The organism is Enterococcus aquimarinus (assembly GCF_001885765.1).
GTDB lineage: Bacteria > Bacillota > Bacilli > Lactobacillales > Enterococcaceae > Enterococcus_I > Enterococcus_I aquimarinus.
Genome location: NZ_JXKD01000012.1, coordinates 1 through 14010 on the forward strand (window position 1 = coordinate 1; position 14010 = coordinate 14010).

The following is a 14010-nucleotide window of genomic DNA, read 5'->3' on the forward strand; positions in this document are numbered from 1 at the left end:
CCACCATTAAAATAGTGGGTTTTCTCGCCCGTAAATTCTATAATTTCCCATTGAAAAACCTCCTAATGTTATTTAAAACGCATCCATTCATTAAAGACAGGCAATCCGCAAAATTCTACACTAAAGTCATCCGCTAACACACTGACGAACAATTGGGCTTTAAAAAAGTTGGTAAATAACGAGTTCACGAAAACGATTCGATATGATCATCTCTTTCCAATGACCCTGATATTCCTTTTTTGCACTCCATTTCTTTAAGTAATAAATAAGATATTGTGATATTTTTCACTTATATCATTAGCTCTTTAGTTCATTTTCGAAGCGACTCTTCTACTGATTGATCAGCGACTTCAGCAATTTCGTAGCCACCACTTCGTATAAACTAAAAGGTAAAGTATACAAGTCTTCTCCTTTCGATGATGATCAATCCTATCTGATTTGAATACACGTTTTTAGCATTTTTGACTTCTATCACGAACCTATGACTGACGATAACCCTTCAAAAACCGATGATAACGAGCCTTCATCGCCATCTAGCGTTCTGTTTTTTCATCGATCAAAACACTCAAAAATTCGTTCTTGAATCGATCAACAGAGTCCTCCACTATCTCGCCACACTAAATGTAAGCGATATCATTTAACGATAAAAAGAATAAGGCAATTCCCGATTTACTCGTCCGGAACTGTCTTATGGAAAACATTTGTTATGTTTTTCATCATAACACATTCATTCACAAACTTCTACTGATTTTGAAATTTTTATTTAAACAAGCTAGTTGTTCTAAGAACTCTTATCTAAAAAATCTTGAGATATACCCTCTTGTGCGACAATTACTTTGAATTTACGTAAATCAAAATGACTGCCAGTAGTTTTTGGTAATTTAGTGATTTTCTAGGTATGTGAATTCTTTTTAAAATAACGGTAGACAGAAAAGATTGATCCACTTGATTAAAGTCCATTTCTTTGGAAGATAATCTTTTCAAAGAAGACGCTTCGAAAATTCATTCACTTCTCGCTAGGAGAATTCTCCTGGATTTGCAAAATAGTTATTGTTATCATTAATATTGCTGATATTTTATCTTTTTTTAAGAAAATTATAAAAATTGTATATAGTCTGGTGAATTTTTTTAGTTTTTTGCAACTATGGATGCGGCGGTTTCTTGATGATAATATGCTTCTATCATTACAAGCTCGTTTGGTGTAAGATGGGTATAAGTCATTTATGTTCACTCTCCTTGTATGCTTTAGCGGGTATTACAATTTGAGTGTAACATAAATGGCTCTTTTATTTGTCTCACTTAATTATACAATCGGCGTAATCAAAAGAATTATGTATAATCGTTGTCCTTTTTTAAACACTTAAATTAAAAATGATTCTTTCTGACTGTTAGTGTCACAGTCAGAAAGAATCATTTAATTACTACTATTTGCGAAAGCGTTTTATTTCAGATTATTTAAAATTTTTAACAAGCTATTTTTTTCATTTATAATAAACGTTGGGTGAATATTACTGTTAGGATTTTTTTTGTTTTTTCTGTTACTCCAAACTGTATTCCAACCAGCATTTGATGCACCCAAAATATCGTTGTCAAAAGAATCTCCAACATAATAAGTTTTATTAGGGACTAAGTTCAATTTCTTTTGAACTAATTCAAATATTCTGATATCTGGTTTAGCTATTCCAACTTCAGAAGAGATAAATATATTTTCTCTTGGAATCCATCTTTCTAAACCCAGTTGCTTAATTTTATTTTTTTGATGTTCCTTTGGGCCATTAGTGATAATTCCCATAGTGATGTTATTATCTAATAGAAAATCAAATGAATCTTGAATATCTGATAATAACTCTATTTCTTTTTGATTATTTTGATAGTCGTTCTGAAAATTAATTGCATCTTCTATACTAATAAACATTCCAAAATGTTTACAAGCCTCTTGAATTCTGTATATATGCATCTCTTCTAAACTCATTTCGCCGCTTTCAGTTAGTTCAAATACTTCATCACTAAGTTTTCTACTCATTTGGTATAGTTTTTCTACATCGATATTATTATTTAGAAAATTTTTTTCAACTGCTTTTTTAAATGGAACTACTTGATCATATAGCGTATCATCCACATCAAATATTATTGCTTTCATTTTTCACACCTTTCGATTAATTAAATAGATTATAAATATTAACGATATTTTCAACTGTAAATCCATATTCTTCAATAATTTCATTACCCGGAGCACTCATGCCGAATCTATCAATACTTAATACTTTACCTTTATCTCCAACAAGTTCTTTCCATCCAAAACTTGATCCCATTTCAATTGAGATTCTATTTTTTACATTTTCTGGTAATACTGATTCTTTATAATCATCGCTCTGATTATAAAATAATCTAAAACATGGGACAGAAACTACTGAAACATCTTTACCATCTAGTAACAACTCTTTTTGAGCATTGATGGCTAAGTTTACTTCCGAACCTGACGCAATCAGTATTCCTTCAGGCTTGCTTCCTTTTTGCGGAGAAACTACATATGCTCCTTTAGAAACACCCATTCTTGCTTTTTCTTTGGTTCCTTCAATAACGGGTAAATTTTGTCTACTTAAAGCTAATACTGTAGGTGTTTCACTTGAATTTAACGCAATCTTCCAAGCTTCTACAGTTTCATTACCGTCTGCTGGTCTAATTACATTTAAATTAGGCATGGATCTTAAACTGGCTAACTGTTCAACAGGTTCATGCGTTGGTCCATCTTCACCCACAGCTATTGAATCATGAGTTAAAACATAAATTACTGGTAGTTTTTGTAAAGCACTTAATCGAATTGCGGCTCTTAAATAATCAACAAAAACAAAGAATGTTCCGCCATAAATTCTGCTTCCACCATGCAATTGAATTCCATTCATTATAGAAGCCATTGCAAATTCTCTTACGCCAAACCAAATATTCTTTCCGGAATAATTATCTGGAGCATAATCTGATTCACCTAGTATCATTGTATTATTTGAAGCTGATAAATCTGCTGATCCACCCCACAAAAATGGTATGTTAGATGAAAGTTTTTGTAAAGTTTCACTACTAGTAACTCTACTAGCCGAACTCTCTCCAAAATTATAAGAAGGAAGATTGGCATCCCAATTTTGAGGTAGCTTGTCACTGTGAGCTATCTCATATTCTTTTGCTAAGTCTGGATATTCTTCTTTATATTTTTTAAATAACGAATTCCAATTCTCTTCCATTTCGATTCCTTTCTCCATCTCCTTCAAAATATGAATTTTGATTTTATTAGAAATAAAGAAAGGTTCTTTGCTCTCTACATCATAAAAATCTTTTACTGAGTTTACGTCTTCTTGTCCTAATGGAGATCCGTGTACTTTTGATGTTCCTTGATTTTTTGAACCGAATCCTATAATTGTTTTAACTTCAATCAATGTTGGTTTATCTGAAATTTTTGATTTTTCTATAGCGTCAAAAATCTCATCTAAATTATTACCATCCTTAACAAGAATATGCTCCCAACCATATGCTTCAAATCGTTTTCCTACATTTTCTGTAAAAGCTTTTGATGTCGGTCCATCTAATGAAATATCATTTGAATCATATAAAACAATTAATTTATTCAACTTCAAGTGGCCTGCTAAAGAGGCAGCTTCTTGAGAAACTCCTTCCATCAAATCTCCATCACCACATAATGCATAAGTATAATGATCCACAATCGGGAAACATTCACGATTATATTTTGCTGCTAGATGAGTTTCTGCCATAGCCATACCAACTGCCATGGCAATTCCTTGGCCTAAAGGTCCTGTAGTAGCTTCAACACCATCTGTATGATTCACTTCAGGATGTCCAGGAGTCAACGAATTTAATTGACGAAAATTCTTTAAGTCATTCAATGTAACATTGTAACCAGATAAATGCAATAAACTGTATAATAGTGCTGATCCATGCCCTGCTGATAAAACGAATCTATCCCGATTCTTCCAGTTTCTTGATGTAGTTGGGTTTACTTTTAAAAATTTTGTCCATAAAACATAAGCCATTGGTGCTGCTCCCATAGGTAAACCCGGATGACCTGAGTTTGCTTTCTCAATGGCGTCTATACTTAACGTTCTAATTGTGTTTACTGCCTCTTGATCTATTCTTGTAAACATAAAATCCTCTTTTCCAAAAAATAGCTAATCAAGAATGATTAGCTATTTTTCTTTTTATTAATATAAAATTCTGAGCATTCAAGATTTATCTGTTTTATTAGGTCTTCTTGTTATTTATAAACTAGTAATTCTTGTTGTTACCCCTTTCAAGTTATAGCATTCAGCATAATCACGAATCGGTCTCTTAATATGATCAACCACATATCTTTTCCCATTAATGTTATGTGAAGCTAAATTATTATATAGAATTTCGATTTCTTTTTTTACTTCATCATCATTAAATGTGTAATGACCAGCAATATCAAGAATATCTTCTTGTAACGCAGTATCACCTGAATTTAATATTTGATCAACTGTTAAATCTTTTTGATCGCCTACCATCCATTTTCTCCAACGTTCACTTTTAATTGCATGAACTAGTAAGGTTTCACGAATATTAGAAGCTTTTTCGATTAAGTTATTTTCTACTAGTCGTGCCTCCACAGATGCAAGATTTAAATATGCTCTAGTTTCTTCAGTACCGTATTGTGGTGCAACGTTAGTAGCTGTAATTTCTGAAGGGATATGCTCGAGTAAAGTAACATCATCAAGATAATCTCCATTATGTTCTTTTAATCCTACACCATATTTTTTAGCCATTTGTGCTAAATCGTAAGCATTTTTGAAGTTAAACGTTCCAACTTGTTCCGTTTTGCGTGTTAGTGTACCTGTTTGTCCAACAATAAAAGTTGGCATTGGTAAGTCTCGCTTCTCTAACTCTTCTTTTAATTGTGTAATAAACGTTTCATAAGTTTCAGTTGAAGTTAATCCTCCATTTGTTTCTTCTGTTCCAACTTCATAACCAATTTCTGGAAGGTTTCGTTTTTTTCTCTCAATCTCGCAAAATTCAATTAAATCAACAGTTCTGCTTAAAACAACATCTAACGGAATAACTTTACCAACTTCAAAAGGATCTTTAGTGGGATCAATCATCAATAAATCAAATCCTGCTTCAATATCTGCTACATAAGATTTTTTCCCCAATTCCATTGCTATATCGATTGGTAAATGGTCATTACGTTCTTTATCTCTTTGCCACGGTCCTCCGTGATCTCGACACAAGTAATACATATTATCATAATTAATCTCATTTGCTACTTCTTCTACAGCTTTAGCAAATGTAAACTGATTCCATCCGTTTACATATCCACCACCTAGTTCATCAGAATCAACTTGATTACGACTTGCAATAAACATTACTGGATAATCATCTTCTTTTGATAATTCAAGAGTTGCTTGAACACAGTTTTTCGACATTGGTCCAATTCCTAGCAGTGTTGCACTATCACCAGTTTTTTGTAATTCTAATAAATTTTCTACGACAGTCTTAATTGGTAATTTTTTCATAATATTCTTCATCTCCTAATTATTTTTCATTTAGTCCATCTTTACTCTCAAGATTTGGTTTAGTGAAATGTAGAATAGCCACTGACACTACGGTACCTATTAACATTGATAATACGAACCAAACTTTTCCATTAACTACAGGTAAGATAATTAAACCTCCATGAGGCACTAATGCTTCTACACCATTCGCCATACTTAAAGCTCCACCAACTGCACTACCTATAATGATGGCTGGTAATACTCTCTTCATGTCTTTAACCGCGAACGGAATTGCTCCTTCTGTGATACCAATTAATCCCATAAAGAATGCTGAAATACCTAAATCACGATCTTCTGAAGTATATTTTTTACGATCAATAAATGTTGAAATTGCCATTGCTAAAGGAGGAATAGCTACAGCTACTCTATGGGCTCCATTTGGGGCATAAATTCCTTCTGCCATTAATGCTAAAGTAAATGCAGTCGCAGTTTTGTTAATCGGACCACCCATATCTATTGCAGTCATTGCTCCAATAATTAATCCTAAAAGAATCGCACTCCCACCTTGCATATTACCTAAAACTTCTACTAACCAATTCATAGCTGCTCCAATAGGAATAGAAATTACATAAATGTAAATTAATCCTAGAACAAAAGTTGTAATCACTGGAACAATTAAAATCGGCATAATTGTTCGAATAGTTGCAGGAACTTTCCAGGTTTTAATCCATCTAACAAAATATCCTGTAGCAACCCCTAAAATCATTGCACCTAAGAATCCTGTTTTAACTTGATTTTCACCAATTGGATTATTTGCTATAAAACCCAAAATCATGGCTGGCGCTAAAGCCGGTTTACCTGCTAATGAGTTGGCGATATAACCAGAAAGAATAGGAATCATCATTGCAAATCCCGCAGACCCCATATCTAAAAGGTTCTTCATAAAAGGATTTGTTACCTCCATCCCTGCATCTGTTGCTTCACCAGTTGCTAAAGATACTGCTAAAAAAATACCACCCACAACAACTGCCGGTAACATAAAAGAAACACCAGTATTAAAAGCTTTTTGTAAATCTTTCCAAAACTTATTTTCTTTTTTCATAGTATTTTACCCCTTATTTTTTATAGTTGCTCTGCTTTATCAATTGTTTTAACTGGATGTTTAATTACTTCTCCAGGATCAACATTCAATACTTTTCCAGCATTCTCCTTTTCTTCAAACCTTTCTTCTCCTTCAATTCCAATTGCTACCGCTAAAATAACAACATCAGCTGCATCAACGTCTTCTTGTTCTAATTCATTTTCAATTCCCATACTACCTTGAGTTTCAACTTTAACTTCGTATCCTCTTTTTCTACACTCTTTTTCGATTGCTTCTTGTGCCATATAGGTATGGGCGATTCCTGTTGGACATGCTGTCACTGCTACTACTTTCATTATTACTTCCTCCTTTTAAATCTCGATTGAACTTAATTGTTCAAAGATTTCATTTTTATTTTTTTTATTTAGTAATTTTCCTCTAAAACTATCATCTAAAAGTTTTTTACTTAATTGAGAAATAAATTTCAGATGTAGTTTCCCTTCACTTTTTTCAGGTACACCGATCAAGAAAACTAATCTAACCATCTCATCATTATCTTCAGTCCATTTTACTTTTTCTGAAGTTCTCACCATTGAAATAAATGGTGATTTAACTGCTTCCGTTTTTCCATGTGGTATAGCGATCAAGTATCCTATTGCTGTTGAAATTTCATTTTCTCTTTTCTTAACTGCTGTTAAAAGTTTATCTTCCTCTTCGACATAATCATTTTCAAAAGCACTTTTAACGATAAACTTTAAAATGTCTTCTTGACTAGTTAACTCTTTATCTAGAAAAATCATTTCTTCTGATATCACTTTCTTTTCATTTTCAGCCATTTAACTCACTCCCTAATTTAATAAACAAGTCTTCTTTACATTGAGCCTGTTTTATATCTTCAAGCTTTTTTGATGTATCTATTATATTGTAAATATCTGATAGTATTTTCCGTGTATCTGCTCTATTTTCATAAGATATTCCTATGACAAATATCACATCAACATAATAAGTATCCCATTTAAATTTCTTCTTATTTTTAACAATAGCTATTGTAGTTCTTTTTACGTCACTAGGATTGCCATGTGGCACAGCTACACCAGCAGGTAAGTCAGTTCCACCAAGTTCTTCTCTACTAATCAAACTTGTCACAAAATTTTCAGTGACATAGTTATTAGAAACTAATTCTTTTCCAACACTATTTAACAATTCTTCTTTAGTTGAGAAATCAGTATCTATATAAACAAACTCTTTATTTATATATCTTTTTAAATGAGAAGCATCAATTAAATAATCTAATTGCGATTTATGTTTCTCTCGGTCAAATCCTAATTTTTTTATTTTTTCAATATCAATATCTGTCAGAAATGGTGATACAAATATCACTTGTTTTTCAGGAATGTTTATTTTAATAGTTGAAATAATAAAATCAAATTGATCTAAATCCATATGGTCTAGTTCAGGGACTGATGCTACCTCTATTGAGTCTAATGAAGGAATAATATTCTTCATTCTATTCATTAATAATTCCGATGTGGCAACTCCCATTTGACAAATAATTAAAAACCTGCGATTTATTTTTGCTCGTTCAATTGCCGATTGAAAGTATATTGTTAAAAATGCTATTTCATCTTCATTGAATCTAATATTTAGTTCATTTTCATATTCACTTAGAATTACCCATATCACATTAAATGTTAAAGAAAATTCGACCTTAATTTGTTCAGTAAAAGGATTCTCAGTCTTATTATTATTTTGTAATCGATAAATCATTGGTGGAATATGTTTTTTTAACTGGTCCTCCAACTTAGCATCATTAGAAAAATCGATATTTAAAGCCGTAGAAACTTGATTTAATAGGTCCTCTACAAGATTGTTATCAATACTATCTTCAGGAAATGCTTCAAATCTATTTGCTATCATATGATGAGACAGGTATACAACGTCATTTTCTGAATAAGAAAGATTAAGTCTGAACTTTGCCTTCATCAAAAGATTAATCGCACTTTTATCAAAAAAAGTAGATTTAGTTGAGAACTTAAATTCTTTTTCAAAATCAATATGATAATCGTTAGTGATTCTATAAACTAAAATTATATAAATATTTAAGATATTTTGGATATAATAATCTGAAATTGCGTTAACATTCTCTCTTACATAGCTATACAAACTATTGGTACAAACTGAAATTATTTTTTCACCATAAAACGGAATTAATAAATTCATTTTTTGATGAATCGTTTCTTCATGATAAAGATCAGAATTGCTTAGTATGTATCTATTGAATTGTAAGAATGCTTTCTGCTTATCAATTTCACTACCACAAATTCTTGTTCCAGTCACATTACTTTGTAACTCAACGTTAGAACCTGCTTTCAAAATTTCCATGATAAACTCTAAATCTTTGATAATGGAAGTCTTACTAACAAAAAATAGATCAGATAAATAATTAAAGCTAACATTACTTTCTTCAAATAATAATAATCTCATTATTTCTATTCTTCTTGTTACAGTACTCTGTGGATCATAGTCTACTTCAACATTTTTAGATGAATTCTTCTCTTTTAATTCTCTTAGTACTATACCAACTCCTCTTTTTTTATCTAAGTATTTACCTAAGCTTTGAACGTATTCTTCTATTCTATGTAAGTCAGAATGAACAGTTCTTTGGGACACACCTAATTGGTTTGCGATTGCACTTACTGTTAAATAATCACTTTGTGATTCTAATAGTTCTAACAATCGTTTTTGTCTTTTCTTTAACATTATTATTCACACTTCCAATCTTTTTCATCAACTGTTAGCGCTACCATGAATACACTTACATTGTAGCCACTAATTTTCTTACTGAATATTACAAATACTTGCAACAAGTATTTGTTAAAAAATACTTGTTGCAAGTACGCTGTACCTTTTTGTAAATCTCTTTACTTTATTAGATAATATTCTTAGTACCGCGCGGTCCTAATCTAATACATTAAATTGACCTAGTTAAACATACATATTATTAAAATTACTAACTTTAGAAATACTCGGAAAAAATAAAAATGTCACTTATGTTACACTCAATTGTAATACTTGATAAAGCATTCAAAGAGAGTGATCATAAATGATTATCACTTATCTTACACCAAATTAAATTGAAATTATAGAGGAATTCTGTAACATGGACTTTTCAACGATTCAACGATTATTTGGATGATCTTACAAATTAACAGGTGCGATAGACTGTTTATTTTTTTCCAAATTAAAAACCTCCTGTGTACTTAAGATATCTTAAGTACACAGGAGACCATCAGGAATCACAGGCAGCTAACTATTTATCGCTTTCAATCACACCTTCATCATCCCCAATAACAAATCCAAAAAAGACTCCCCTCCGCCATAGGTTAGTCCCCTAACACTACATCCAGAAAGGAATCTCAAAAACGTTGCACACTAGAAATTGTTTTCACTTCAATCAATATCATATTCCATTTACTTTGCTATCACTAATTCAACTTCTTCTAATGTCGGTAAGGCGGGAATGGCGCCGTATTTGGTACAGGTTAAGGCGCCGACGACGTTTGCGACTGCTAAAAAGTCGATTAGTTTGGCAAAGGTTAGTTCTGCGGTGCCGGCTTTTTGGATTTGATACAAGAGTCCGCCGGTGAAGGCATCGCCTGCGCCTGTGGAATCAACTTGTTTAATCGCAATCGAACCGACTACTGCTTGTGCTTCCACGCTTTGTAGAAGGGTGCCTTCTTTTCCTAACGTGACTGCCAGGTATTTCGCGCCGAGTGCACAAATCTGTTGTGCGCCTTGACGGATGTCTGTCTCACCGGTAATTAAGGTTAATTCTTCGTCGCTGAGCTTCACAAAATCGGCTACTGCAATAAAGCTGCGCACTTTTGCTAAATATGCGGCTAAGTCCTCTGGGGCAATCAATGTCTCCCTGTAATTTGGATCAAAACTAATGAAGGCGCCTTTTGCGATTGCTTCATCTCGTAAACGGAAATAACTTTCTTCTAAGGCACCACCACAAAATCCTAAGGCCGCTCCAAAGTGGACGATGTCTGTAGCATCAATCTCAGATAATGGTACGTTCGCAGCTTCATAGTCGCCATCTGCTCCTCGCACGAACGAAAAGTGTCTTTCGCCCGTTGGATCGATGCCGACAAAGGCGAGCGTCGTGGTGCCCGCTTGAATCATCCCTTGCGTTTGCACGCCATGTTCAATCAACGTGTTTTTTAAGTGATCCCCAAAATCATCTTTCCCCACTTGGCCTAGGAAGCTGATGTCGCCGCCTAATTTTGCGACTGCGGCTGCGACGTTGGCGGGTGCGCCGCCTGCATTTTTTTCAAATTGTTTGCCTTGACGGAGTCCTAAAGAATCCGTACAAGCAAAGTCGATTAATGCTTCGCCAATACAGTAGATATGTCTCGTCATCAGATGGCCTCCTTATTCGAAATTTCCCATTGGGTTGCAATAACGCTCGCTTGTCCGTCAGCAAAAAATGCGACTTGATTCTGGTCTAATTGTGAATATATCCGAGCGGTAAAGACCTCTAAGCCATCATTCACAAAAATCTCAACGGAAGATTCGTCCATAAATAATTGAATCGTGAGTGTTTCTTCTGAAAAATCACATCGACGAATCGTGCCATATTCATCCGTGACAGATTTGCCAGATTGACTGCGATCAAAGACGAGTTTTTTAGCAACTAGGTCATAATAAAAGATGGTGACTTCCTCGGCTCCTTGACGAAAAGCCAAACCAACACGCGTTCCTTTTATGTCATTAAATGCGACTTTCAGTTCATAGGTTCGCGCGGTAAAATCTTCGACGACGACCGTTTCATTGTCTAGTGTCATGGCTTTGGTGACTTCTTTCCCACGGAGTGCCGCGAGTTCTGGGACGGGTCGTTGATATAGTTGGCCGTTTTGAAGACTGAGTTCTCGAGGAATCGTTAAACAGTGCGCCCATCCGAATTCATCGGTCACACAATCAACTCCTGGCAAGCCGAGCCAGCCAACTAATAATTGGCGTCCCTGAGGATCTGTCATTGTTTGTGGCGCATAAAAATCAAAGCCACGATCGAGTTCGTTAAAGCGCTCGGTCACTTCAAATTCACCGGTGGCAAAATCAAGCGGTTCGCCGATGAGATAACCCGACTGAAAAATATTATGATACTTGTCTCCCTCTGGTGCCATTCCTTGAGGCGAGAACAATAAAATACCTTGACCCGCTAATTCAAAATAATCCGGACATTCCCACATGAATCCTTGATTCTCTGTGGGAATGTTTCCTTTTAGTTGAATGGCTTGTTGGTACGTCCAGTTCGTTAAGTCATCTGACACGTAGTACGCGATGGCACCTTGGTGATCACTCGTTTCAGCGCCGATAATACAGTAATAACGCGGTCCTTGCTTCAGGACTTTCGGATCTCTAAAGTTATCGGTATATCCTGCCGGCGAATCACTGATCAACGGCTCAGCGTCTTTTTTGATTTGGTTATCATGCCCCATAACGGCGTGACATTGATACGGAATACGCGTCCAATCTGGCGTTCGCGTATTGCCGGTATAAAATAAATGCAACTGATCGTTTTCCACAAATCCCGTTCCAGAAAAAACGCCATGACTGTCATAGGTCGTATCCGGTGCCATTGCGATGCCTAAATCTTGCCAATCCACCAAATTGTCTGAAGCGACATGATACCAATATTTCACACCATGCACAGGTCCCAAAGGAAACCATTGGTAAAACAAGTGATATTGCCCGTTATAATAGCTAAAGCCATTCGGATCATTTAATAAACCGGTGTTCGGTTGAATATGAAAGGTTTGTCGGTAAGGACCCTCACTTGTCTTTTTTGCCAGTTTTACAATAGATGCTTCAGAAACATCTTCCATTCGTTGATAGCGTTCTTCTCTTGACCATTCCATTCTATTTTTCCACATCCTTTCTCTTTTCTTTTCGTATCTTAAGCTAATGGATTTTTTTCGCGACTCATCTTAGCAAATAAGATCGTCATCGCAAAGGCCACGATAAAGCCAATGGCCATTGAAACCAAGTATTGCACCATTGATTGCGGTCGAATCACGATAACGCCTGGTAAGCCTGCAGGTCCTTGCGATAACGAAAGAACTTCCATCCAAGTCGCATAAGCCGCTCCGACAGCAGAACCGATTAACGCTGCTACAAATGGGTATTTCAGTTTTAAATTGACCCCAAAAACAGCTGGTTCTGTAATGCCAAGTAAAGCCGATACGCCAGCAGCAGAAGCAATAGCTTTCATTTTCACATCTTTTTTGTAGAGGAAAAAGACAGCCAGTGCCGCAGCCCCTTGTGCCACGTTTGACGCCGCTACAACCGCAAAAGTCGGTGAGCCACCAAGTGTTTCGATGTTCGCTAAGATTTGCATTTCAGAGGTCACCAAACTGTGGTGCATCCCGGTAATCACGAGTAAGGGATAAACCACACCATAAATCGCACCACCAATTGGGCCTAATTCAAAAAATAACCACATCACACCGTTCGTCATCCAATCACCCACCACACGCATGATCGGACCAATGGCGATAAACGTAAAGCTGGCGGTAAATAAAACCGCGATTAAAGGTGTCACAATATTGTCTAACATCATTGGAATAAATTTACGTAAGACTTTTTCCGTTTTCGCTAACACAAAAGCCGCGCCAATGACCGGTAAAACCGTCCCTTGGTAACCGACTTTCGCGATTTCAAAACCAAAGACAGTCCAAACTGGTAACGTATTGTCTAAGACGGCCTGTCCGTAACCGTAGCCATTTAATAAATCAGGGTGAATCATGATCGCGCCAATGACCGCCCCTAAAACAGGTGTGCCACCAAAAATCTTAGCCGCATAAAAACCAATTAAAACCGGTAAAAAGACAAACGCCGCATTCGCAAAAATATTGATCATATCCGCTAAATCTGCAAACTGTGGATAGGCTTCAATCAGCGTTTTACCTGAAACAAACAACCCTTCAGCCGTTAATAAGTTATTTAGCCCCATTAACAAACCGGAAGCGACTAATGCTGGTAAAATCGGCACAAAGATATCTGCCAACGCTTTCAATACGCGTTGTCCAACGTTTAATTTCGAACTGGCAATCTCTTTTAATTCTTCCTTGTCTACTTCCGAAATATTCGTTTGTGCGACGAATTCTTGATAGACTTGATTGACTAATCCCGTACCCAAAATAATTTGGAACTGTCCCCCATTATTGAACGAGCCCTTTACGCCATCGATTTGCTCGATCACTTCTGTCTGGACAAGCGAATCGTCTTTTAACACAATTCTTAATCGCGTCGCACAATGGGCAGCCGAAACAATATTGCTTTCTCCTCCAATTGCCTCAATGATTTGTTTTGCTATTTGTTTGATATCTAACTTACTCATGACACACCTCC

The 14010-nt window shown here is 35.3% G+C and carries 10 protein-coding genes and 1 pseudogene; all 11 read right to left on the minus strand.

Features of this window, described 5'->3' with window-relative positions; genetic code table 11:
• Positions 1 to 1085: 1085 nt before the first annotated feature.
• Positions 1086 to 1221: pseudogene (locus RU93_RS12400) on the minus strand (IS30 family transposase); the annotation flags it as partial.
• Positions 1222 to 1441: 220 nt separating this feature from the next.
• Positions 1442 to 2140, minus strand: coding sequence for an HAD family hydrolase (locus RU93_RS08460; protein ID WP_071875186.1), 699 nt, complete (start codon positions 2138 to 2140; stop codon positions 1442 to 1444).
• A gap of 16 nt (positions 2141 to 2156) precedes the next feature.
• A complete protein-coding gene (tkt, locus tag RU93_RS08465; protein WP_071875187.1) occupies positions 2157 to 4151 on the minus strand; it encodes a transketolase in 1995 nt (664 codons plus the stop codon).
• Between the two features lie 114 nt (positions 4152 to 4265).
• Complete coding sequence (locus RU93_RS08470; protein ID WP_071875188.1) at positions 4266 to 5537, minus strand: class II D-tagatose-bisphosphate aldolase non-catalytic subunit; 1272 nt, start codon at positions 5535 to 5537, stop codon at positions 4266 to 4268.
• Positions 5538 to 5556: 19 nt separating this feature from the next.
• Positions 5557 to 6618 carry a PTS fructose transporter subunit IIC gene (locus RU93_RS08475; RefSeq protein WP_071875189.1) on the minus strand — a complete coding sequence of 354 codons (1062 nt, stop codon included), beginning with the start codon at positions 6616 to 6618 and terminating at the stop codon, positions 5557 to 5559.
• Between the two features lie 20 nt (positions 6619 to 6638).
• Entirely contained in the window at positions 6639 to 6953 is a 315-nt protein-coding gene (locus tag RU93_RS08480; protein WP_071875190.1) for a PTS fructose transporter subunit IIB, read from the minus strand.
• Positions 6954 to 6968: 15 nt separating this feature from the next.
• On the minus strand, positions 6969 to 7433 hold the full coding sequence (locus RU93_RS08485; RefSeq protein WP_071875191.1) for a PTS sugar transporter subunit IIA: 465 nt from the start codon (positions 7431 to 7433) through the stop codon (positions 6969 to 6971).
• Positions 7426 to 9357, minus strand: a complete 1932-nt coding sequence (locus RU93_RS08490; RefSeq protein WP_071875192.1) for a BglG family transcription antiterminator — start codon at positions 9355 to 9357, stop codon at positions 7426 to 7428. Before RU93_RS08490 ends, RU93_RS08485 begins: the two co-directional genes overlap by 8 nt.
• 711 nt (positions 9358 to 10068) lie before the next feature.
• A complete protein-coding gene (locus tag RU93_RS08495; RefSeq protein ID WP_071875193.1) occupies positions 10069 to 11019 on the minus strand; it encodes a carbohydrate kinase family protein in 951 nt (316 codons plus the stop codon).
• A complete protein-coding gene (locus RU93_RS08500) occupies positions 11019 to 12518 on the minus strand; it encodes a sucrose-6-phosphate hydrolase (RefSeq protein WP_071875194.1) in 1500 nt (499 codons plus the stop codon). The genes RU93_RS08495 and RU93_RS08500 overlap by 1 nt, the downstream gene beginning before the upstream one ends.
• Before the next feature lie 38 nt (positions 12519 to 12556).
• Positions 12557 to 13999 carry a sucrose-specific PTS transporter subunit IIBC gene (locus RU93_RS08505; RefSeq protein ID WP_071875195.1) on the minus strand — a complete coding sequence of 481 codons (1443 nt, stop codon included), beginning with the start codon at positions 13997 to 13999 and terminating at the stop codon, positions 12557 to 12559.
• Positions 14000 to 14010: the final 11 nt, after the last annotated feature.